The organism is Achromobacter deleyi, assembly GCF_902859705.1.
Classification (GTDB): Bacteria; Pseudomonadota; Gammaproteobacteria; order Burkholderiales; family Burkholderiaceae_B; genus Achromobacter; species Achromobacter deleyi.
Map to the genome: position 1 here is coordinate 69,284 of NZ_CADIJO010000022.1, position 22,945 is coordinate 92,228.

General features: G+C 67.2%; 19 protein-coding genes. 8 read left to right on the top strand and 11 right to left on the bottom strand.

The annotated features are described in order from the left end of the window. Nucleotide 1 precedes the first annotated feature (1 nt). From HV798_RS24855 to HV798_RS24895, 9 genes are read right to left on the bottom strand one after another with little or no spacing between them, the layout of a single operon-like run. The gene (locus HV798_RS24855; RefSeq protein WP_175190791.1) at nucleotides 2-787 is read right to left on the bottom strand and encodes a cyclase family protein; all 786 of its coding nucleotides are present in this window, start codon (nucleotides 785-787) and stop codon (nucleotides 2-4) included. Between the two features lie 45 nt (nucleotides 788-832). Further along, a complete protein-coding gene (locus HV798_RS24860) occupies nucleotides 833-2,074 on the bottom strand; it encodes an SDR family NAD(P)-dependent oxidoreductase (protein ID WP_175190792.1) in 1,242 nt (413 codons plus the stop codon). After that, nucleotides 2,071-3,246, bottom strand: a complete 1,176-nt coding sequence (locus HV798_RS24865; protein ID WP_175190793.1) for a thiolase family protein — start codon at nucleotides 3,244-3,246, stop codon at nucleotides 2,071-2,073. Before HV798_RS24865 ends, HV798_RS24860 begins: the two co-directional genes overlap by 4 nt. After that, nucleotides 3,243-4,874, bottom strand: a complete 1,632-nt coding sequence (locus HV798_RS24870; protein WP_175190794.1) for an AMP-binding protein — start codon at nucleotides 4,872-4,874, stop codon at nucleotides 3,243-3,245. Before HV798_RS24870 ends, HV798_RS24865 begins: the two co-directional genes overlap by 4 nt. A 9-nt stretch (nucleotides 4,875-4,883) precedes the next feature. Next, nucleotides 4,884-5,375 carry an aromatic-ring-hydroxylating dioxygenase subunit beta gene (locus tag HV798_RS24875; protein ID WP_175190795.1) on the bottom strand — a complete coding sequence of 164 codons (492 nt, stop codon included), beginning with the start codon at nucleotides 5,373-5,375 and terminating at the stop codon, nucleotides 4,884-4,886. Continuing rightward, a complete protein-coding gene (locus tag HV798_RS24880; protein ID WP_175190796.1) occupies nucleotides 5,372-6,691 on the bottom strand; it encodes an aromatic ring-hydroxylating dioxygenase subunit alpha in 1,320 nt (439 codons plus the stop codon). The genes HV798_RS24875 and HV798_RS24880 overlap by 4 nt, the downstream gene beginning before the upstream one ends. Before the next feature lie 26 nt (nucleotides 6,692-6,717). Then, complete coding sequence (locus tag HV798_RS24885) at nucleotides 6,718-7,695, bottom strand: PDR/VanB family oxidoreductase (RefSeq protein WP_025136788.1); 978 nt, start codon at nucleotides 7,693-7,695, stop codon at nucleotides 6,718-6,720. A gap of 24 nt (nucleotides 7,696-7,719) precedes the next feature. Next, nucleotides 7,720-9,276, bottom strand: coding sequence for an indolepyruvate oxidoreductase subunit beta family protein (locus tag HV798_RS24890; RefSeq protein WP_175190797.1), 1,557 nt, complete (start codon nucleotides 9,274-9,276; stop codon nucleotides 7,720-7,722). A gap of 11 nt (nucleotides 9,277-9,287) precedes the next feature. Further along, nucleotides 9,288-11,516, bottom strand: coding sequence for a ferredoxin family protein (locus HV798_RS24895; protein ID WP_175190798.1), 2,229 nt, complete (start codon nucleotides 11,514-11,516; stop codon nucleotides 9,288-9,290). 370 nt (nucleotides 11,517-11,886) lie between these two features. Here HV798_RS24895 and HV798_RS24900 point away from each other — a divergent pair, with 370 nt between their 5' ends. From HV798_RS24900 to HV798_RS24925, 6 genes are all read left to right on the top strand, one after another. Then, nucleotides 11,887-12,378, top strand: coding sequence for a MarR family winged helix-turn-helix transcriptional regulator (locus HV798_RS24900; RefSeq protein WP_175190799.1), 492 nt, complete (start codon nucleotides 11,887-11,889; stop codon nucleotides 12,376-12,378). Between the two features lie 189 nt (nucleotides 12,379-12,567). After that, nucleotides 12,568-14,139 carry an ABC transporter substrate-binding protein gene (locus HV798_RS24905; RefSeq protein ID WP_175190800.1) on the top strand — a complete coding sequence of 524 codons (1,572 nt, stop codon included), beginning with the start codon at nucleotides 12,568-12,570 and terminating at the stop codon, nucleotides 14,137-14,139. A gap of 63 nt (nucleotides 14,140-14,202) precedes the next feature. After that, nucleotides 14,203-15,192, top strand: a complete 990-nt coding sequence (locus tag HV798_RS24910) for an ABC transporter permease (RefSeq protein WP_025136793.1) — start codon at nucleotides 14,203-14,205, stop codon at nucleotides 15,190-15,192. Further along, the gene (locus HV798_RS24915) at nucleotides 15,192-16,106 is read left to right on the top strand and encodes an ABC transporter permease (RefSeq protein ID WP_025136794.1); all 915 of its coding nucleotides are present in this window, start codon (nucleotides 15,192-15,194) and stop codon (nucleotides 16,104-16,106) included. The genes HV798_RS24910 and HV798_RS24915 overlap by 1 nt, the downstream gene beginning before the upstream one ends. An 8-nt stretch (nucleotides 16,107-16,114) precedes the next feature. Continuing rightward, on the top strand, nucleotides 16,115-17,116 hold the full coding sequence (locus HV798_RS24920) for an ABC transporter ATP-binding protein (RefSeq protein ID WP_175190801.1): 1,002 nt from the start codon (nucleotides 16,115-16,117) through the stop codon (nucleotides 17,114-17,116). Further along, entirely contained in the window at nucleotides 17,113-18,102 is a 990-nt protein-coding gene (locus tag HV798_RS24925) for an ABC transporter ATP-binding protein (RefSeq protein WP_175190802.1), read from the top strand. Before HV798_RS24920 ends, HV798_RS24925 begins: the two co-directional genes overlap by 4 nt. A 434-nt stretch (nucleotides 18,103-18,536) precedes the next feature. Here the strand turns inward: HV798_RS24925 and HV798_RS24930 are convergent, their stop codons facing one another. Both HV798_RS24930 and HV798_RS24935 read right to left on the bottom strand, forming a co-directional pair. Next, nucleotides 18,537-19,052 carry a hypothetical protein gene (locus tag HV798_RS24930; protein WP_175190803.1) on the bottom strand — a complete coding sequence of 172 codons (516 nt, stop codon included), beginning with the start codon at nucleotides 19,050-19,052 and terminating at the stop codon, nucleotides 18,537-18,539. A 123-nt stretch (nucleotides 19,053-19,175) separates the two neighbouring features. After that, on the bottom strand, nucleotides 19,176-19,991 hold the full coding sequence (locus tag HV798_RS24935) for an AraC family transcriptional regulator (RefSeq protein ID WP_175190804.1): 816 nt from the start codon (nucleotides 19,989-19,991) through the stop codon (nucleotides 19,176-19,178). 99 nt (nucleotides 19,992-20,090) lie between these two features. On the opposite strand from HV798_RS24935, the gene HV798_RS24940 reads away from it, so the two are divergent. Next, on the top strand, nucleotides 20,091-21,059 hold the full coding sequence (locus HV798_RS24940; RefSeq protein WP_281360919.1) for a DMT family transporter: 969 nt from the start codon (nucleotides 20,091-20,093) through the stop codon (nucleotides 21,057-21,059). Nucleotides 21,060-21,125: 66 nt separating this feature from the next. Beyond that, complete coding sequence (ettA, locus tag HV798_RS24945; RefSeq protein WP_025136800.1) at nucleotides 21,126-22,799, top strand: energy-dependent translational throttle protein EttA; 1,674 nt, start codon at nucleotides 21,126-21,128, stop codon at nucleotides 22,797-22,799. The last annotated feature ends 146 nt before the right edge of the window (nucleotides 22,800-22,945 follow it).

The window sequence follows — 22,945 nt, forward strand, 5'->3', positions numbered from 1 at the left end:
GTCAGGCGCGGGGGGCCAAGGCCAGGACCCGCAACGGGCTGCCCGAGCCGCTGCGGATCTTCAGCGGCGCCGAGAAGATCACGGCGCCGGTCGGCGGCAGCTGGTCCAGGTTGGTCAGGCACTGCAGGCCGTAGCGGTTGTTGCCGTGCATGTAGTAGTGGCAGGGGTAGGGCGGATTCAGGTGATGCGCCTGGCCGGCGTCGGTGCCCACCGATTCGGTGCCGAAGCCGTGCACGTCGCGTTCCTTGATCAGCCAGGGCACCACCTCGGCATCGGGGCCGGGCGAATGGGCGCCGTCTTCTTTCATGTTCAGGTATTCGGCGGGCTTGGCGCGCTTGGACCAGTCGGTGCGCATCAGCACCCATGACCGGGCCGGAATGCGGCCGTGCTTTTCTTCCCAGGCCTTGACGAACTCGATGGTCAGCAGGAAGTCGGGGTTGTCGCGGGCTTCTGCGGAACAGTCGATGACGCAGGCGCCGGCAATGAAGGCGTCCACCGGAATGGTGTCCACGGTGTTGTCCGGCTGGTCCTTGCCCGTGACCCAGTGCACCGGCGCGTCGAAGTGCGTGCCGGTGTGCTCCGAACACGAGAAGTTGTTCCAGTACCAGGCCGGGCCGCGCTCGTCGTAGCGCGAAATCTCTTCGATGCGGAACGGCCAGGCCTGGCCGAATTCCGGCGGCAGCACGATGGTCGGGAATTCCGGCGTCAGCGTCTCGGTCAGGTCCACCAGGCGGATGCGGCCCGAAACCAGTTCGGTCATGAATTGGGCAAGAATGGGTTGGCTCATCTGTTGCTCCTTTTGGTTTTCGTGTCGTCGGGCGTGGGCCGGCCGTCAGGCGCCCAGTTCCCGCTCCAGTCCCTTGGGGTTTTCCGCCAGCCGCGCGCGGAATTCCTGCGCCACGTCGCCGACATACACGTCTTCGACGCCGTCCTGCAGCGCGCGCACGATGGCGCTCGCGATGGCCTTGGGCGCCACGCGCGGGGGCGGCGTGCGCTGCTCCCATTCATGGTCGACCGGGCCCGGAAACACATTCACCACCCGCACGCCCGCCGGCCGCATCTCGGCGCGCAGGCACTGCGCCAGCGACAGCGCGGCCGCCTTGGACGCCGACCACATGCCGCGCGACGGCAGGTTCATGTGGGCGTAGATGGACAGCACATTGACCCAGGCCGCCGCGTTGTTGACGCCATCGGCCGCGCGGCCGCACAGCGCCGGGCCAAAGCCTTGCGCCAGCCGCATCAGGCCCAGCACGTTCACGTCCATGGCATCGCGCGCGGTGTTCACGTCGCGCCGGTCCAGCAGGCCGCCTTCGCGTTCCAGGTCGGCCGTGTTGACCAGAATCTCGACCTTGCCGCCGATGGACGCCGCGGCGCGTTCGACGGAATCGGAGTCGGTCACATCCAGCGCCAGCACCTGCACCCGCGGGTCGGCCGCCAGTGCATTGAAGCCGGCGTCCTGGCGCCAGGCCTGCGGATCGCCCAGGAACACGGTCGGGCTGCCGGCGTCCAGCAGCGCGCGCGCCACTGCCTGGCCCACCGCCGACTTGCCGTCGGTGACCAGCGCGCGGCGGAACTTCGGATCGCACGAGGTTTCGCGCAGGGTCTTGTCGTCTTCCATGTTCGGCGTATTCCTTTCGGGCAGGGCGATCATCACGGCCTGGCCGGCGCGATCCAGCTTCAGGGCCAGCCGCACGCGGGCGCCGTCGGCGCAATCCTGGTGGATGTGGGCCACGACCGAGGGGCCGGCGTCCATGCGCACGGTGCCCACGCGCCAGGGCAGGCGCTCGCGGAAGTAGAGGTCGTTGCTGTGATGCAGGGTCGTGCTGACCAGCAGCACGCCGTTCGGGTCCGCCGGGCGCCATGGCAGGCGGTCGGACAGGCAATGGCCGCAGGCGTCGCGCGGCGGGTACTGCACCGCGCCGCAGTCCGCGCAGGTCTGCAGGTCGAAGCGGCCCTCGGCGGCCGCGGCCGTCAGGCCCAGCGCGGCGCGGCTGCGGGCGCCGGGCGGCAGGGTCGGCTGGCGGGTGCGCGCCACCGGGTTCTTGCGGGGCGGCTTGGCTAGCGGCTCGGTCATGCGTCGCTCCTGGCCAGGATGGCCGCGGCGGTGCACAGCCCGCGGTCGTAATTGATCATGCCGAAGCCGCTCACCAGGCCCAGCCGCGCGTCGGCGACCTGCGTGCCGCCGGCCGTGCCGGTCAGCTGGCGCAAGGCCTCGACCATGCCCAGGTAGCCGCCGGCCGCGCCGGCCTGGCCCACCGACAACTGGCCGCCGTTGGTATTGAAGGGCAGGCTGCCGTCCACCGTGAAGGTGTTGGCGCGCACGAACTCGGGCGCCGCGCCCTTGGCGCAAAAGCCCAGGTCTTCCATCTGCATCAGGTTGATGACGGGGTAGTCGTCGTAGGCCTGCAGGAAATCCATGTCGGCCGGGCTGGCGTTGGCCATGCCGTAGAGCTCGTCGATGTCCATCGTCCAGCCGCCGCGGGTCTGGATCGGGTCTTCGATCCAGGCGTTGTGGCGTTCGATGGTGGACAGGATGCGGGCGTAGGGCAGGCCCAGCGCCTTGGCGCGTGCCTCGGTCATGACCAGGAAGCCGTCGGCGCCGGCGCAGGGCATGACGCAGTCGAACAGGTGGATCGGGTCGGCAATGACACGGGCGTCCAGGTATTGGGCCAGCGTCAGCGGCTTTTTCATCAGGGCGTGGGGGTAGCGCAGGGCGTTGTCGCGCTGGGCCACGCAGACCTTGCCGAAGTCTTCGCGGGTGGCGCCGGTGGCGCGCATGTAGTGCGCCGTCAGCAGCGCGAAGCTGGCGTTGGGGCCGCCTGCGCCATACGGGTAGACGGCGTCCTGGGCGAAGCGCGAGAACTGGCTGACGGTATTGCGGAACGAGTCCACCTGGTTGGTGTCGCCCGCGATGCAGGCGATGATGCTGGCGTCGCCGGCCTGCACCGCGCGGGCGGCGCGGCGCAACGCGGCCACGCCGCTGGCGCCGCCCATGGGAAGGTGGTCGAGCCAGCGCGGGCTCATGCCCAGGTGCTGTACCAGGCCCACGGCGGTGTCCGGCGCCAGCGTGAAGCTGGACACGCACAGGCCGTCGACGTCGGTCTTGGCGATGCCGGCCTGGCGGATCAGCGCGGCCAGCGCGCGGCCCAGCCAGCCGTGCGCGGCCAGCGTGGAATAGCGCTCGTACGGAATGCTGACGGGCAGGGCCGCCACCACGCCGTCGTAACGGGCGCGCGACGCGGTCATCGGGCGGGCTCCTGGCGCTTTTTCATGGCAGTGGTGTCCACGCAGCAGGCGGTGCCCGGCAGCGTCGGCGCCAGCGTCTTCATCTCGCCGCGCTGGATCTTGTTGGTGGTGGTGAGCGGCAGGCTGTCGACAAACGCCACATAGCCGGGCGCCTTGTAGTAGGCCAGCTGCTGCAGGCTCCATTGCACGATGCCGCGCGCGGCGTCGGCCCGGGCGGCAGCGTCGGCGGGCGCCGTTTCGGCCACCACGCAGGCCAGCACCTCGTCGCCGCGCACCGGGTCGGGCACCGCGGCCACCGCCACGGCCTTGACCAGCGGGTGCTGCAGCAGCACGCTTTCCACTTCCACGGCCGAGATGTTCTCGCCGCTGCGGCGGATCACGTTCTTCTTGCGATCGACAAAGCGCAGCGCGCCGTCGGCCTCGCGGCGCACGATGTCGCCGGTATGGAACCAGCCGCCTTCCCAGGCCTGGTCGGTGGCGTCCGCGTCTTTCAGGTAACCGGCGAAAAAGCCGTAGCGCGGGTCGCTGCCGGCGTGGCGCACCAGCAGTTCGCCGGGTTCGCCGGCCGCCGCTTCGCCGCCGTGGTCGGCCACGATGCGCACCTGCACATCGTCTTCTTCCGCGCCGAAGCAGCTTTCACCGATATGGCGCGGTTCCTGGTTGGCGATGATGACGGCGCCGGCGCCGGTCTCGGTCATGGCCCAGGCTTCCAGCAGCGGAAAGCCGAAGCGCGCTTCGAACGGCTGCTGCAGCTTGCGGTCCACGCCTGCGCCGAAGCCGAAGCGGATGGCGGGCTGGCGGTCTTGCGCAGACGGCTCGGCCTTCATCAGGATGGCCGGCATCACGCCCAGGTAGTGCAGCACGGTAGCGCCGGAATCGCGCACGCTGTCCCACCAGGTCCTGGGGTGGAAGCGGTCCAGCGGAATCAGGCAGCCGCCGGTCAGCACCATCGCCATGGCGGAATAGGCCATGGCGTTCATGTGCACCAGCGGCAGCGGGGTCAGCATGCGTTCTTCCCCGGGCCGCAGCTGGGCCAGGCCGCCGATGCGGGCATACCAGCCGCCCGCATGCAGGAAATAGCGGTTGGGCAGGATGCAGCCCTTGGGCCGGCCGGTGGTGCCGGACGTGTACAGCAGCGCGCATTCGGTCAGTTCGCCGGGTTCGCCGGCCAGCGGCGCGGCAAACGGCGCGGCGGGCGGCGCATCGTCCGGCGCCATCACCCGCAAGGGGCGGCCCGCGCGTTCGGCCGCGGCCAGCAGGTCGGCATGGCGGTCGGGCAGGGCCACCGCCAGCGCGATCTCGGAATGGCCGGTCAGGTATTCGAGTTCGGCCGCGCGCAGGTCGGGGTTGATGGGCACCACCGACACGCCCAGCGCGTTCAGCGCGAACCAGTGCAGGAAGAAGGCCGGACGGTTTTCCAGCAGCAGGCCGGCGCGGTGGCCATGGCCGTAGCCGGCCTGGGCGTAGGCGGCGCGCAGCGTCTCGATGGCGCTGGCGGCCTGCGCATAGCCCAGCTCGCCGGCGCCGATGCCGTAGGCCTCGGCCGTTTCCGGCAGGATGCACAGGAAGGGCCTGGCGCCGTGGCGGGCCGCGGTGTCGCGAAAGGCCTGATGGACGGTGGTGCTCACAAGCCGCTCCTACATGAACAGTTGGATGTTGCCGAAGGCGGCATCGCAATTGACCAGGTCAACGCGCTTTAACCGGATGCGCAGCGCGCCGTCCTGTTCCACCAGGTGGTGGGTGGCCCAGCCGGCGTACAGCGTCTGCGCGTCCTGGCGCGTCTCGACATAGTGGAACGCGGTGCGCAGCACGTGGCGGCCTTCGTCGGGGGCGGATTCCGGATGGTCGCGTTCGATCGTGGGCGCCTGCAGCAAGTGATGGCAGCGGCTCTTGGGCTGCTGCGAAAAGGTGCGTTGGCCGGCCAGGCGCTCGACCCGCACGCGCAGCAGCAGCTTGTCTTCGTACATCAGCGAGGCGTGCAGCCTGGCGTCGGTCTGGCCGTGGGCCAGCGGCATCCAGTAGTAGCCGTCTTCGGCATACAGGTCCAGCCAGTCCTCGAAGCGCAGGTCATCGAGCAGGCGCGCTTCGGCGTAGACGAAATCGATCAGGTCGCGTTCGGAAAAACTCATGCTGCCTCCGTCTGCGTCATGTAGCGGCCCCAGGCGCGGTACTGGTTGCGCATCTGCCATTCGTTGGTGCCGTTGGTGGTGACGTTCTTGCGCCCGGCTTCGTCGGGGGTGTACAGGCGGCCGACGTTGACCCAGTCGCGGGCCCGCGATTGCAGGCCGTCCTGCGCGCGTTCGTACATTTCCAGGTCGTCGTGGCCGACCACCGACGTGGGCGCATTGATCAGCCGGTTGTACATGAGGGTACGTTCCAGCAGCAGGTCGGGCGCGCCGACCAGGCGGAAGGTCCAGGACTCCACCAGCGTGCGGTCGGCGGCAATCGGCTTGAACACGCGCAGCGTCTGGATCGGGCCCTTGACCATGATGTTGGGGAAATACACCGTGTTGTGGCGCACGTCGCCCAGGATCTGGTGCGCGCGTTCTTCGCCGTACGCGGCCACCATGGATTCCCAGTAGCCCGGAATGCCGGAATACGCCGCGTGGATCGAATCCGACACGCCCGTGTGGCCGTGGCCGTTTTCCCAGACGCGGATGCCCATGTTTTCAAAGAACTCATAGGGCGAGATGAACGGCGCGAACAATTCCACCGCCATGGGCTTGGGCGTGCCGGCCGGGGCCTGTTCCCAGACCTTGACGGCCGTGCCCGCCGACGACTCGTGCGCCACCATGGGGTGGCAGGTGTCCGTCTGGTTGTCGACCAGCATCTTCCAGTTGCAGCGGTGCATGTAGCGCAGCACGCCGCCAGCCACTTCCAGGCGGCCTTCGGGCGAGCGGTCGACCATGTTGTCCAGGGTCGACAGCGCGTCGCCGAAGAAGTCCTCGAACGACTGGCCCTCAGGGTTCAGGCGGCAGAAGACGAAGCCGCGGTGGTTGCGCACGTCTTTCACGGCCGCCATGCCCTGACTGGCTTCGCACTGTTCCAGGCCGGTGTTCTCGTAGCCTTTTTTCAAGGGGATCGACAGCAGGCTGCCATCGGTCTTGAAGGTCCAGGCGTGATAGGGGCAGCGGAAGAACTTGCCGGTGTTGCCGCAGGCGTCGCCCGCCACCATGGTGCCCTTGTGCGGGCAGCGGTTGTGCAGCACGCGCACCGTGCGGTCGCTGTGGCGCACCATCACCACCGGCTGGTTGCCGACGGTGGTGGTGATGTAGTCGCCCGGGTTGGGCACCTGGCTGTCGTGGCCGACGTAGACCCAGGTGTTCGCGTACAGGCGTTCCATTTCCAGGTCGAACAGTTCCTGGTCGATGAACAGGTCCTTGTGCACCTCGGTCTCGCGCAGCAGGGCGCGGATGGCGTCGGGATTGTCGCGGTATTTGGCCATGCTCGTCTCCTTTCTGCGGACCGGCTCTACAGGTCCAGCACCAGGCGCGCCGACTTGGCGCGCGAGATGCAGATCTGGATGATCTTGCCGCTGGCTTTCTCGGTGTCCGACAGGTAGTAGTCGCGGTGGTCGGGCTCGCCTTCCAGCACGGTGGCCTGGCACACGCCGCATTCGCCGCGCTTGCAGTCAAACATGGGATCGCAGCCTTCTTCTTCCATGACGTCGACGATGGTCTTGTCGGCGGGAATCGTCAGCACGCGGCCGGACTGGCGCAGTTCCACCTCGAACGGCTGGTCGCCGGCCTGCGGCGCGGCGCTGGCGAACAGTTCGAAATGGATGTGGGCGTCGGGCCAGTGGCGCGCGCGGGCGCCCTGGATGACGGCGTCGATCAGCCCCTTGGGGCCGCACACGTACAGGTGCTGGCGCGGGTTGGCAGCGTCAAGCAGGGCTTGCAGATCGAAGCGGCACGACGGCTCATCGTCGGCGTGCAGGGCCAGCGCGTCGCCGGCCAGGGCCTGCAGTTCCGGCAGGAACGCCAGCTGGTCGCGGCTGCGGCCGCTGTAGTGCAGGCGGAAGGCGCGGCCGGCAGACTTGAGCGCAGCCGCCATCGAGGCCACCGGCGTGATGCCGATGCCGCCTGCGATCAGCACGACCGGTTCGTCGCCCGCGGGCGATTCGTGCAGCGGAAAGTCGTTCTTAGGGCCTTCGACGGTCAGCGTGTCGCCCACCGCCAGGCCGTGCATGTGGCGCGAACCGCCCTGGCTGGCTTCTTCCAGCCGCACGCCCAGGCGGTATTCGGCGGGCTCGGCAAAGCGGCCAGCCTCGGGCGCCAGCTGCACCAGCGAATAGCAGCGCGCCTCGCGCAGGCCGGGCACCGACACTTTCAGGTGGGCGCCGGGGCCAAAGGCCGGCAGGGCGCCGCCATCTTCGCGCGCCAGGCGCAGCGAACGGATCAGGGGCGATTCCTGGCGGATCTCGCGGACGATGAGTTTCAGGGTTTGCACGGCGTTCGTCTCTAGGTTCTGGGATCAGGCGGCCATTTTCTGGGCCAGTACGTCGGCCAGCTGGCGTTCCATGGGGCCGCATTTCTCGTCGGCCAGCGCGGCTTCGCGCAGCGACCGCAGCGACGCTGCGGCATCGGGCCGGCCCGCCAGTTGGGCCGCGGCCGCGATCAGCTGGCGGTACTTGCCGCCGCCGCGCACGTGGGTGTCGCTGTAGCCCTTGACCAGGCGGCGGCAATTGACCGTTTCCACGGCCAGGTCGTAGTCGCGCGGCGCCAGGCTGGCTATCAGGTCCAGCCACTGCGTCAGCGCGGCCGATTCGATCTGGTGGCGCAGCGTGCGGCGGCGAAAGCGCCGCATGCCGGCCAGCAGGTACAGCATCATGAAACCGCCCAGCGTGCCGCTCTGCATGCGGCGGCCCTTGCCCAGGCGCCGCTCGACAAAGCCGCCAAAGCCCTTGGATTGCTCCAGCCAGCGGCCCAGGCCCGCGGGCAGCGTGCCGCAGATCTCTTCCAGCCGCGGATGCATGAATTCGGTGGTGTAGACCAGCTGGTCCGGCTTGGCGCCCACTTCGCTGCGTACGCGCTCGAAGCGCGAGCCGCGGGTCTTCAGGTCGGCCACGCGGATCACATCGTCGTAGGCCATGGCGGTGGCCAGGTAGCGCGCGGCGGCGCTGGTCAGCGCCCATTGCCTGGCTTCACCGCCGTGGCGCGCGTCCAGTTCACGGATGGCTTGCATGCGCGCCAGGTAATCCTGGGCGTAGGCCAGGTCCTGGAACTCGATCTGGCGGCGCACGCCGGCCACCAGCATGGGCTGGGCACAGGGCGGGAAATCGCGGGCAATGGTGTCCAGCAGCGCCTGCGTGCGCGGGCTGGCGGCGCGTTCGGGCAGTACCGGCACGGGGCGGGTCAGGTCGATCGCGGCTGGCTGCGCGGGCGCCTGGTCGGCAGCCGTAAAGCCCAGCGCGAAGGCGCGCAGGCTGGCGTCCACGCCGACGCCGGCACGGCGCACGGTGGCTTCATAGTCTTCGCGCGAGAACGGCAGGGCGCCGCTGCCGGCCACCGCGCCGAACAGGCTGGCGCTGATGACACTGCCGGCCCGGTCGGCCAGGTCCTGCAGGTCAAAGCACAGGAAACGGCGGGCGGCGGCGCGGCCGGCTTCCAGCACCTTGTTGGGGTCGGCAATGCCGTTGCCGGGCGCCGACTTCTCGCTGACCGCGTAGCTGCGGTGCGACGAGGCGATCAGCACGCTGCGGTCGGGCGTGACCAGGCCGCGCTGGATCGCGCGGCCGCCTTCCATGAGTTCGGCGGCCACCACCAGGTCTACGTCGCCGGGCGTGGGCATCAGCGCCAGCGCGGGCGGACGGCCGGCGCGCGCCACATCGGCTTCGGGCAGCAGTTCCAGGTAATAGATGGTGGCGCCGGTGCGCTGGGCCACGCCGGGCACCGAGGTGGTCTGGGCCCACCAGCCGGCGTGTTCGGCCATGTCGACGATCCAGTCGGCCAGCACGCCGCCGCCTTGGCCGCCCATGGCCAGGATAGCGATCTTGATGGGGGTGCCTTGCTGCAATGCCACCGGGTTCATGGGGCGGGTCCTCACAGGGCGAATTTGGCCAGGCGCGCGGCACGGCGGCGCTGCAGGTAGCCGATCACGCCCTGGCGCACGCGCGCCAGGAAACGGTCGCGGCCGCTGGGGTTGTGCACGATGTCGGCACGGTAGAAAGACGGGCACAGCACCGCGGCATGCGCGACTTCGCCGCAGTTGCCGCAGCCCACGCAGCTGCTTTCCACGTGCGCCACCGGGTCTTCCTTCAAGGGGTCGCCGCTGTCCTTCACCGTCAGCGACGGGCAGCCCGACAGCCGGATACAGGCGTGGTCGCCGGTGCATACGTCGGGGTCGACGCCAAAGCGTTCCTTGACCACCCGCTTTCCTTCCTTGACCGCCTTGTTGAACAGCGGCTTGATGCGGCGCTGCTTGTTCAGCATGCATTCCGACTGGGCGATGATGACCTTGGGGCCCTTGATGTCGGTGGTCAGCGCTTCTTCGATCGTGGCGCGGACCTTGGCCACGTCATAGGTGCGGTCCAGCGTGCGCACCCACTTCACGCCCACGCCGCGCACGGCCTGGTCGATGGGGTTGTTGGTGGACCGGTCGGGGTTCTCGGCGCGGGACGACAGGATGTCCTGCCCGCCGGTGGCCGACGCGTAGAAGTTGTCGACGATGACGATGACGCCGTCGTACTTGTTGAAGACCGCGTTGCCGATGCCCGACGCCAGGCCGTTGTGCCAGAACCCGCCGTCGCCCATGATCGAGATCGGCCGCTTGGCCGCGGGCACGTTGAACGCCGCCGCGCTGGACGCGCCCAGGCCGTAGCCCATGGTGGTGGCGCCCAGGTTGAAGGGCGGCAGGATCGAAAACAGGTGGCAGCCGATATCGCACGAGATATGGTGCTGGCCCAGCGTTTCCTGCGCCAGGGTCAGGGCCGAGAAGATCGGCCGTTCCGGACAGCCGGTACAGAAGCCGGCGGGGCGGGGCGGCACCACGGCGGCCAGGTCGGCCACCTGCTTGTGGAAGGTGATGGGTTGCTCGGCCGGACGCGGCGCCGGCTTGGGCCGGGCGATCTCGGTGATCTCGAGCTGCGGCGCGGCGCTGGCTTCGCGGTCCACGGCCACCGCCGCATGCGTCTGCAACGAGTGCGGCCGTTCGCGCTTGAGGAATTCGCGCAGGCCGTCGCGCATGACCTGGGTGGTGTATTCGCCCGCCATCGGCAGCACGTCCTTGCCGGACAGGCGGGTGTCGATGCCCGCCTTGCGCAGCACGGCGTGCAGGTTCTGTTCCAGGTAGTCGGGCTGGCCTTCTTCCAGCAGCAGCACCGAGCGCTTGCCGCGGCAGAAGTCGATGACCTCGTCTTCGATGACGGGGTAGGCCACGTTCATGACGTACAGCGGAATGCGGCTGTTGCCGAAGTTGTCGGCCAGGCCCAGCAACTGCAAGGCGCGGATCACGCCGTTGTACAGCCCGCCCTGCAGGATCAGGCCGATGTCGTCCTGGTCGCCATCGAAGTGCTCGTTGAGCTTGTGCTCTTTGATATAGCGGATGGCGGCGGGCCAGCGTTCCTTGATCTTTTCCTGTTCGTGCAGGAACGAGGCGGGCGGCAGCACGATGCGGCTGGTGTCGCGCGCCGGGCTTTCCAGCGCCTGGGCCAGCGAGAATGCCGGCCGCTTGTTTTCCTTGGCGATGAAGCGGCCGTGCACATGGCAGCCGCGGATGCGCAGTTGCAGCATCACCGGCGTCTTGCTGGCTTCCGACAGCGCGAAGCCGTCTTCCACCGCCTTGACCATGCTTTCCAGGTTGGGGCGGGGGTCCAGCAGCCAGATCTGCGATTTCATGGCGAACGCGTGCGAGCGTTCCTGCATGATGGACGACCCTTCGCCGTAGTCTTCGCCTACGATCACCAGCGCGCCGCCGGTGACGCCGCCCGAGGCCAGGTTGGCCAGCGCGTCGGACGCGACGTTGGTGCCCACGGTGGACTTCCAGGTGACGGCGCCGCGGATGGGGTACATGACGGACGCGGCCAGCGTGGCGGCGGCGGTGGCTTCGGATGCGCTGGCCTCGAAGTGCACGCCCAGTTCCTGCAGGATGTCGTTGGCGTCGGCCAGCACGTCCATCAAGTGCGAGATGGGCGAGCCTTGATAACCGGCCACGTAGCCCACGCCGGACTGCAGCAAGGCCTTGGTGACGGCCAGGATGCCTTCGCCGCGAAACTCTTCGCCGGCCCCGATACGCAACTGCTGGACTTCTTTCTTGAAAGACCTTTCAGCCATCTCGAACTCCTCCACGCGGACCGGCTTGCGGGTCCTCAAGCGTTGCTGCTGCGCAGCAAGGCCACGTCACGAAATTTCACTCTGAAAAATACTTTAGGAGTCAACGTTTTAGCTGTCAACAAAAAAGATGAAATTTCATGGAATCAAAAAAATATCACGCTAAAACAAGGGTGTATATACTGGTTGTTCTCTATCGCCGCGGCTTAAAAAAGGCGCTGTGATGGTGCAAAAACGGGTTGCGATTCGGGGTATACCCTGTGCTGCGCAACAGCATTGCGTCGCGTCATGGCGCGCCTTCGCGCCGCCGTGGTGCAATGCGCCCTGCGGCATGACGCCGCCTATCCATATTGGTGCGTGGGAGCAAAGCAACATGCGGTCGGACAAGCAGAGCGGGACCCTGGCCACCGGCACGCGGTTCGTCGACGATTACCTGGCCTATCTGCTGGCGCAGGCCAGCCAGCGCATCTCGGCCGAATTCCATCAGCAGGTGAAGTCGGCCGGCCTGTCGGTCACCGAATGGCGGGTGCTGGCCAGCCTGGAAGGCAGCGCGGGCGAAACCATCGGCGACCTGGCGGTGCTGGCCATCACCAAGCAGCCGACCCTGAGCAAGGTGGTGCAGCGCATGGAAGCCGAGGGGCTGGTGGCGCGCACCGGCGTGCGCGCCGACCGCCGCCAGACGCGGGTCGGCATCACCACCAAGGGCCGCAACCTGATCGCGGCGCTATGCGAGCAGGCCACCCAGCACCAGAAGGCGGTGCTGGCGCCTTTCGGCGAAGAAAAGGCGGCGCTGCTGATCGACATGCTGCGCGTGCTGATGACGGAACACGTGCCGCTGGACCTGCCGCTGGACACGGACGAATAGGGCTTGTCCGGCAGGTGAACACTGTTTACTTGGGCGGATATGCGATTTTTTCGTCATGTCCTTATATGTCCCTAATTGTGTTTCTCCTGTGAAAACCGGCTCCGGTACGCATAAACCCTTAATTGACGAGGGTCTTGCGGCTAGGCAATATCGCGCCGGTATTCAGACTACAGTCAGGAGTTGACACCTATGCGCCGCACTTTGATTGCCATCGCGATCGCCGCCGCCGTGGCCGTGCCCTCGATCGGGCAGGCCAAATCCTTCCGTTGGGCCGCCCAGGGCGACATCCTCACCTTTGATCCGCATTCGCAGAACGAAGGCATGACGATCGCCGCCAACAGCTACATCTACGAACCGCTGGTGGACTACGACAAGGACTTCAAGGTGGTGCCGCGCCTGGCGACCGAGTGGGAGCAGGTCTCGCCCACGCTGTACCGCTTCAAGCTGCGCCCCGGCGTGAAGTTCCATGACGGCGCCGCCTTCACCGCCGACGACGTGGTGTTCTCGGTGCATCGCGCCATGGCGCCCACGTCGAACTACAAGGCCTACACCACCGGCATCAAGGAAGCGCGCAAGATCGACGACCTGACGGTCGAGATCGAGACCTCGGCGCCCAACCCCGTGCTGCTGCGCCAGCTGCCCAACGTGTTCATCATGAACAAGGCCTGGTCGGAAAAGAACAACATCGCCAAGCCGCAGGACTTCGTCAACAAGGAAGAGACCTTCGGCGCGCGCAACACCAACGGCACCGGCCCCTACAAGCTGAAGTCGCGCGAAGTGGACGTGCGCACGGTGTTCGAAGAAAACAAGGACTGGTGGAACAAGGCCGGCAAGGTCGGCAACGTCACCGAAGTGGTGTTCACGCCCATCAAGCAGAACGCTACCCGCACCGCCGCGCTGCTGTCGGGCGAAATCGACTTCGTGCTGGACCCGGCCGCGCAGGATCTGGACCGCCTGCGCCAGTCGGCCAAGGTGGTCGAAGGCAACGAATACCGCACCATCTACCTGGGCCTGGACCAGAAGCGCCCTGAGCTGCAGTACTCGAACATCAAGGGCAAGAACCCGTTCCAGGACATCCGCGTGCGCGAGGCGCTGTACCGCGCCATCGACGTGGACGCCATCAAGCGCGCCGTGATGCGCGGCCTGTCGGCGCCCACCGGCACCATGATCGCGCCGCAGGTGCATGGCTGGACCGAATCGTTGCACAAGCGCGTGCCCTACGATCCTGAAAAGGCCCGCGCGCTGCTCAAGGACGCCGGCTACGACGGCACCCTGAACTTCACGCTGGACTGCCCCAACAACCGCTACATCAACGACGAGGCGATCTGCCAGGCCGTGGTGGGCATGTGGGCCAAGGTGGGTGTGAAGGCCACGATGAACGCCATGCCGCGTTCGACCTACTTCCCCAAGGTGCAGAACTCCGACACCAGCGCCTACCTGTTCGGCTGGGGCGTGCCGACGTTCGACGCCATGTACACGCTGCAGAACCTGATCCGCACCAAGGGCGAAGGCGCGGACGGCATGTACAACCTGGGCAACTACAGCAACAAGGAACTGGACGCGATCATCGATCGCATCAAGACCGAAACCGACGCGGCCAAGCGCGATGCCGACATCCAGAAGGTGCTGGAAGTCCACGCCAAGGAATTCGGCCACATCGCGCTGCACGACCAGGTCATTCCCTGGGCCATGCGCAAGAACGTCACGGTCATCCACCGCGCCGACAATCGCCTCGTTGCCGATTGGGTCAAGGTCGACTGATCCCGGCTAACCAGATAGCGAAGCCCCTGCTCAGGGGCTTCGCCGTCTTTGTTTTTCCCGCCTATGTTTGCTTTCATACTGCGTCGCCTGTTGCAGGCCGTAGCGGTGATGCTCACCGTCGCGCTACTGGCCTTTGTGCTTTTTCAATACGTCGGCGACCCTGTCACCATCATGCTGGGGCAGGACGCCACCGATGCCGAGCGCATCGAACTGCGTGAACGCCTGGGCCTGAACGAGCCCGCCATCGTTCAATTCGGCCACTTCGTGGCCAACGCCGCCCAGGGTAACTTCGGCATCTCCCTGCGCCAGAGCGAACCGGTTTCCACCCTGCTCAAATCGCGCCTGCCCGCCACGCTGGAACTGTCCATGGTGGCGGCGTTGCTGGCGCTGGTGGTGGGCGTGCCGCTGGGCGTGTATACCGCGCTCAAGCGCAACAGCCTGCTGTCGCAGCTGCTGCTGGCCGGCTCGCTGCTGGGGGTGTCGCTGCCGACCTTCCTGATCGGCATCCTGCTGATCCTGGTGTTCTCGGTGCAGCTGGGCTGGCTGCCCAGCTATGGCCGCGGCGATACCGTCAGCGTGGGCTGGTGGACGTCGGGCCTGTTCACCGCCACGGGCTGGAAGCACCTGATCCTGCCGTCCATCACGCTGTCGCTGTTCCAGATGACCCTGGTGCTGCGGCTGGTGCGGTCGGAAATGCTCGAGGTGCTGCGGTCGGACTACATCAAGTTCGCACGCGCCCGCGGCCTGAAGCGCCGCGCCATCCACTTCGGCCATGCGCTGAAGAACACCATGGTGCCGGTCATCACCATCACCGGTCTGCAGCTGGGCGGCATCATCGCCTTTGCCATCGTGACCGAGACGGTGTTCCAGTGGCCGGGCATGGGTCTGTTGTTCATCCAGGCGGTGCAATTCGCCGACGTGCCGGTGATGGCCGCGTACCTGTGCCTGATCGCGCTGGTATTCGTGGTGATCAACCTGATCGTCGATCTTCTGTATTTTGTCGTGGACCCGCGCTTGCGCTCGGGATTGACCCGCGGCGGAGGTGGCCACTGATGCGCGCCGTCATGAAACGCTGGTGGGACAGCGACATTGCCTGGGCCTGGCGCCGGGCGCCCGTGGCCATCGTGGCCACCGTCTTGCTGGCCTTGCTGCTGATCGGCTCGTTCGGCGCCGGCTGGGTCGCGCCGCACAATCCGTTCGACCTGACCAAGGTGGAACTGCTGGATGCGCTGTTGCCGCCGGCCTGGGAGGCCAACGGCCAGCAGACCTATCTGCTGGGCACCGACAGCCAGGGCCGCGACCTGTATTCGGCGATCCTGTACGGCACTCGCGTGTCGCTGCTGATCGGCCTGGCGTCGGTGCTGCTGTCGATGCTGATCGGCATCGTGCTGGGGCTGATCTCGGGCTACGCGGGCGGACGCATCGATGCGTTCATCATGCGGATCGCGGACGTGCAGCTGTCGTTCCCGGCGATCCTGATCGCGCTGCTGATCGACGGCGTGGCGCGTGCGGCAGTGCCGCGCGAGCTGCACGAGATCATCGCGTTCCCGGTGCTGATCGGCGCCATCGCGCTTGCCGGCTGGCCGCAGTACGCCCGCACGGTGCGGGGGTCGACGCTGGTGGAGAAGAACCGCGAATACGTGCAGGCCGCGCGGGTGATCGGGGTGGCTTCGCCGGTCATCATGTTCCGCCATGTGCTGCCCAATGTGCTGGGGCCGGTGCTGGTACTGGCGACCGTGCACCTGGCCACCGCGATCATCACCGAGGCGACGCTGTCGTTCCTGGGGGTGGGGGTGCCGCCGACGGCGCCGTCGCTGGGCACGCTGATCCGCATCGGCAACGATTTCCTGTTTTCCGGAGAGTGGTGGATCACCATCTTCCCAGGCGCCGCGTTGGTGTTGCTGGTGCTGTCGGTCAATCTGCTGGGTGACTGGCTGCGCGACGCGCTCAACCCGCGTCTGAATTGAGGTCTTACATGAGCGCACTTCTTGAAGTCCGCAATCTGCGCGTCGAGTTTCCGACGCGCCGCGGCACCCTGCGCGCCCTGGACGACGTGTCCTTTTCGATCCAGGCGGGCGAAGTCCTGGGCGTGGTGGGGGAATCGGGCGCGGGCAAGTCCCTGACGGGCGCGTCCATCATCGGCCTGCTGGAACCGCCGGGCCGCATCGCGGGCGGCGAGATATTGCTGGCCGGCCGCCGCATCGACAATCTGCCGGACGAGCAGATGCGCCGCGTACGCGGCCGCGAGATCGGGGCGGTGTTCCAGGACCCGCTGACCTCGCTCAATCCGCTGTACACGGTGGGCCGGCAATTGGCCGAGACCATCGTGACGCACCTGGACCTGAGCTGGTCGCAGGCGCGCAACCGGGCGGTGGAACTGCTGGCGTCGACGGGCATCCCCGCCGCGCGCGAGCGCATCGACCATTACCCGCACCAGTTCTCGGGCGGCATGCGCCAGCGCGTGGTGATCGCGCTGGCCCTGGCGGCCGAACCGAAGCTGGTGGTGGCGGACGAGCCGACGACGGCGCTGGACGTGTCGATCCAGGCGCAGATCATCGAGCTGCTCAAGCGGCTGTGCCGCGAGCACGGCACGGCGGTGATGCTGATCACGCACGACATGGGCGTGATTGCGGAAACGGCGGACCGGGTGGCAGTGATGTACGCGGGCCGGGTAGCCGAGATCGGTCCGGTGGCCGATGTGATCCACCAGCCGCGCCACCCGTATACGGCGGGGCTGATGGGGTCGATCCCGTCGCTGGAAGGGCATGCCGAAAGGCTGGTGCAGATCGACGGCAGCATGCCGCGGCTGAATGCGATTCCACCGGGCTGTGCGTTCAACCCGCGCTGCGGGCGGCGGCTGCCGCGTTGCGCCCAGGACCGGCCCGAGCTGATGCCGGCCGGCACGTCGCGCGCGGCCTGTTGGCTGCATGAGGGGGCCGCGGCCCCGAGTGGCAAGCAATCGGAGGTGGCAGCATGAGCGCGCCGTTGGTGGAAGTGAAGGACGCGGCGCGCTGGTTCGATGTGTCGCCGCCCTGGCTGGAACGCAAGCTGGCGGGCAAGCCGCGGGTGATGCTGCGGGCGGTGGACGGCGTGTCGTTCGAGATTGCGCGCGGCGAGACGCTGGCGCTGGTGGGCGAGTCGGGCTGCGGCAAGTCGACGGTGGCGCGGATGCTGGTGGGGCTGTATGGCCTGACGCGCGGCGATATCCGCTTCGACGGCCAGCCGCTGTCGAAGATGTCGGAGCCGGGCGGCCGGGCGCTGCGCAAGCGGCTGCAGATGATTTTCCAGGACCCGTATGCGAGCCTGAATCCGCGTTGGCGGGTGGGGCGGATCATCGCGGAGCCGATGCTGACGCACACGACGATGACGCCGGCGGAGCGGACGGCGCGGGTGGGGGATCTGCTCAAGCAGGTGGGGCTGGACCCGGCGGACCAGGGCCGCTATCCGCACCAGTTTTCAGGCGGGCAGCGCCAGCGCATTTCGATTGCGCGGGCGCTGGCGGTGAATCCGGAATTCCTGGTGTGCGATGAACCGACTTCGGCGCTGGATGTGTCGGTGCAGGCGCAGGTGCTGAATCTGATGAAGGACCTGCAGCGGGAGCTGGGGCTGACGTATCTGTTCATCTCGCACAATCTGGCGGTGGTGCACCATGTGGCGGATCGGGTGGGGGTGATGTATCTGGGGCGGATGGTGGAAGTGGCGCCCCGGGACGAGCTGTTTGCCCGGCCGCGGCATCCGTATACGCGGATGCTGCTGGAGGCGATTCCGGATATCAATGGGGCGGGCAAGCCGCGCACGGCGGTGGCGGGGGAAGTGCCCAATCCGCTGAATCCGCCTTCAGGGTGTACGTTTCATCCCCGCTGTCCACATGCGGATGAGCGGTGCAAGGCCGAGGCGCCTGTTGCTGGGTTGGCGGGGGTGTCGGTTGTTGCTTGTCATGCGGTGCAGGAGGGGAGGATCTAGGGTTTTTTGCTGTTGGTGGGCGGGCGTTCTTTAGGCGTCAGGAGCGGCGGGGTGCGGGGGGCGTGGGGCTACGATTGCGGTCCGGAGCCTTCGCTCCGGACTGCCCCTTCGTCATCCTCGTCACCGCCTTCGGCGGTTCCTTCGGATTCCCTCGGGCGCATCTACACGCCCCGCGCCCCCCGCACCCCGCCGCTCCTGACTCGCGTCCGTGGCTCGCCGTCGTTGCTGGGGCGAGTGGTTTGCTTGGCGTTCTTGCCTCGGGTTTCTTGGGGGAGGAGGGTCTTGCGGGGCCGCGGCAACGAGGCCGCGCGGGCGGCCCGTCGCCGCATTTGGTTTGTGGGGCGTCGTTGCGGCTTGGCCGCTTTGCTGGACCGGCCCGTTCTGGGCGGTCCCTTTCCAGCTTTGAGTGTTCGACTGTTGCGTCGCCGCGTGGCTCAGTGGCGGTGGCCGGGGTCGTTGGGGTCGTGCGGGTGGTCGTGGCCCAGGGGGTCGTCTTCTTCGTCGTCGTCTTCTTCGTCGGGGTCGGGCAGGGGTTCTTCGGTCAGGGCGAAGGGCAGGACGTCTTCCAGGTTGTCGGACCAGGCGGATTCTTCGCCGTCGTGGTCGAGTTTGATGAAGCGTTCGCCTTCGTTGAGCGAGATCTGGATGGCCCACAGGTAGAGGCAGTCGTAGGTGTCGTCGTCGGTCTGGGGCAGGCCGCCGCGGTTGCCGAGCAGGCGGGCGCCGGGGCCGCCCAGCTGGACGTGGGTCTGGGCTTCGTCGGTCTTGGCGTTTTCGTCGATGGGCACGCCGTAGGTGACCCATTCGGTGCCTTCGTCGCCCAGGACGACTTCGGCCAGGACGGGCTTGCCGAGGTAGGCGCTGAGGGCGTCGGCGGTCTTGGCCAGCATGTCGAGTTCGGTCGCGCTGAAGTGGGTCAGGGAAGGCGGGGGCGTGGCAGAGGCGGACATGAGGGTTCCTGGGCGCGATGATGCCGCGGGTACGGCGTTACGAAAAAACAATCGCTATTGTCTCGCGATCGCGCAAGCCGTGCATCGCACGGGTGGATGACGATTTACGCGGGGGGAGTGCGGCTATAGCGGAGCGGGCGCACCGGGATGGTGCGACGGGCGGGGCGGCTCGGTGCGCTTGCGGGCGCTGTCGGGGGATTGGCCGGTCAGGCGCTGGAACATGGCGATGAAGGCGGACGGGGTGCTGTAGCCGAGGTCGCGGGCGATGGCCTGGACGGACTGGCCGGCTTCGAGCATGCCGAGGGCGCTGACGACGCGCAGGCGCTGGCGCCATTCGTTGAAGGTCATGCCCAGGTGCTGCTGGCAGTGGCGCAGCAGGGTGCGTTCGGTGATGCCGGCGGTGGCGGCCCAGTGGGCGGCGCTGCGCTTGTCGCCGGGCTGGCTTTGCAAGGCGGCCAGGATGGGGGCCAGGACGGGTTCGCTGGCGGATGGCAGGTAGCTGGCGTAGGCGCGGGCGACGCGGATCTGGTCGATGACGACCTGGGCCAGGCGGCGATCTTCGGGGGTGTCGGGGTAGGTGATGCCGCGCCGTTCGAAGTCGGCCAGGACAGCGCGCATGACGGGGCTGATTTCGAGGGTGCAGGGGGCGGCGGGCAGGTCGGCGCAGGCGGCGGCAGGGATGTCGATGCAGGCGTAGTGGACGTCGTCCTGGTTCTGGCAGCAGTGCTCTATCTGGGGCGGTATCCAGATGGCGTACTGGGGCGGGGACAGGTAGGTGGCGCCTTCGATGCCGATTTCCATGATGCCGGACAGGGCGAAGTTCAGTTCGCCCCAGGGCGAGGTGTGCCGCCTGACGCGGGAATGCGGCAGGAAGTGCAGGATGCGGCAGGCCAGGGGGTAGGGGCGGCCAGGGCCGAGGTCCGGGGGCGTAGAAGCCATGTCCGAAGTTCACAGGAGTTTGTCTGATTTTCATTATATACATCGAGTCGGACATAGCCCTACACTGGCCAGCCATTCCTGTTTGGCAGTACCGCTTCCATGACGCGCGCAGTTTCTCCGGGGACGACCCCGGCCTCTTCCTCGGCTTCTTCCCCGGCTTCTTCTCCTGTTCCGGCCCGCTATTTCCTGTTTCCGCTGCTGGCGGCGCTGATCTGGTCGGTCAACATGATCGTCACCAAGATGGCGGCGGACGTGATTTCACCGGCAGTCATCGGCTTTTATCGCTGGGCGCTGGCGGGCGTGGTGCTGACGCCGTTCGCGCTGCCGGGGGTGTGGCGCAACCGGCGCGTGGTGCTGCCCTACCTGCCGAAGTTCGCGGTGCTGGGCGGGCTGGGCATGGCGCTGTACCAGGGGCTGGCCTATGTGGCGGCGAGCAGCACCACGGCGACCAATATGGGCATCATCACGGCGATGATTCCGCTGATGACGATCGCGGTGGGGGCGCTGGTGCTGCGCGAGCGGCCGTCGGCGATGGCACTGCTGGGCGGCCTGTTGTCGCTGGCGGGGCTGGCGCTGTTGATCGGCGAGGGCGATCCGGCGCGGCTGTTGTCGGTGGGCGCGAATCACGGCGACGTGCTGATGGGCCTGGGGGCGCTGGCGTATGCGCTGTACGGCGTGCTGTTGCGCCGCTGGGGCCTGCCGGTGGGGCCGTGGCAGTCGCTGTATGTGCAGGTGGCGTTCGGCGTGCTGTTCCAGCTGCCAGCCTTCCTGGTGGCGCCGGCCGCATCGCTCAATGGCGAGAACCTGCCGCTGGTGCTGTATGCGGCGATATTTCCGTCGCTGTTCGCGCCGTTCCTGTGGATGCAGGGGGTGCGGCACCTGGGGCCGAACCGCGCCAGCATGTTCCTGAACGTGATGCCGGTGGCCACGGTGGCGATCGCGGCGCTGTTCCTGGACGAGAAGCCGCACCTGTTCCATATCGTGGGCGGCGCCATGGCGCTGGCGGGGGTGATGCTGGCGCAGATGCGCGCGCCGTTCGCCGGGGGCAAGCCCGCCGCGCAAGGCTGACGCGCGCCTGTCAGGGTTCCGGCCTACAATCAACGGTTCATCAGCTTTCTTACCCTATACGAGCCCATGGCCCAATACGTCTACACCATGAACCGCGTCGGCAAGATCGTGCCGCCCAAGCGGCAGATCCTGCGTGACATCTCGCTTTCGTTTTTTCCTGGCGCCAAGATCGGCGTGCTGGGCCTGAACGGCTCGGGCAAGTCGACGCTGCTGAAGATCATGGCAGGCGTGGACCGCGAGATCGAAGGCGAAGCCACGCCCATGCCGGGCCTGAACATCGGCTACCTGCCGCAGGAACCGCAGCTCAACCCCGAGCACACGGTCCGCCAGGCCGTCGAAGAAGGCCTGGGCGCCGTGGTCACCGCCAAGAAGCGCCTGGACGAGGTCTACGCCGCCTACGCCGAGCCGGACGCCGATTTCGACGCCCTGGCCGCCGAACAGGCTGAACTCGAAGCCATCATCGCGGCCGCTGCCTCCAGCGGCGCCGACGACATCGAGCACCAGATGGAAATCGCCGCCGACGCGCTGCGCCTGCCGCCCTGGGATGCCATCGTCGGCAACCTGTCCGGCGGTGAAAAGCGCCGCGTGGCGCTGTGCCGCCTGCTGCTGTCCAAGCCCGACATGCTGCTGCTCGACGAACCGACCAACCACCTGGATGCCGAAAGCGTCGAATGGCTGGAACAGTTCCTGCACAAGTTCCCGGGCACCGTCGTGGGCGTGACCCACGATCGCTACTTCCTGGACAACGCGGCCGAATGGATCCTCGAACTGGACCGCGGCTACGGCATCCCCTGGAAGGGCAACTACAGCTCGTGGCTGGAACAGAAAGAAGACCGCCTCAAGCAGGAAGAGTCCTCGGAATCGGCCCGCCAGAAGACCATCAAGAAAGAACTTGAATGGGTGCGCCAGAACCCCAAGGGCCGCCAGGCCAAGGCCAAGGCGCGTCTGGCCCGCTTCGAGGAACTGTCGTCCTACGAATACCAGAAGCGCAACGAAACCCAGGAAATCTTCATTCCCGTGGGCGAGCGCCTGGGCAACGAGGTCATCGAATTCAACAACGTCAGCAAGGCCTATGGCGATCGCCTGCTGATCGACAACCTCAGCTTCAAGGTGCCGCCGGGCGCCATCGTCGGCATCATCGGCGCCAACGGCGCCGGTAAGTCGACGCTGTTCCGCATGATCGCCGGCCGCGAGCAGCCCGATTCGGGCGAAGTGAAGGTCGGCCAGACCGTCAAGCTGGCCTTCGTCGACCAGTCGCGCGATGCGCTGGAAGACAAGAAGACCGTGTTCGACGCGGTGGCCGACGGCGCCGACATCCTCACCGTGGGCAAGTTCGAAATGTCGTCGCGCGCCTACCTGGGCCGCTTCAACTTCAAGGGCGGCGACCAGAACAAGGTGGTCGGCCAGCTGTCCGGCGGCGAACGCGGCCGCCTGCACATGGCCAAGACGCTGATCGCCGGCGGCAACGTGCTGCTGCTGGACGAACCGTCCAACGACCTCGACGTCGAAACCCTGCGCGCCCTCGAAGACGCGCTGCTCGAGTTCCCCGGCAGCGTCATGGTGATCAGCCACGATCGCTGGTTCCTGGACCGCATCGCCACGCACATCATGGCGTTCGAAGGCGACTCGCAAGTGGTGTTCTTCGATGGCAACTACCAAGAGTACGAAGCCGACAAGAAACGCCGCCTGGGCGAAGAAGGCGCCAAGCCCAAGCGCCTGCGCTACAAGGCCCTGAAGTAATCCCGCCTGTAACGCAGTCCGAGAAATCCCGGCCGATGTGAACTGACCCCCGAAAGTTGGACTTTGATCCAACCTTCGGGGGTTTTTTGCATGGCAAAGTACGACGAGCAGTTCAAGCTGGACGCTGTCCGGCGGTATCTGTCTGA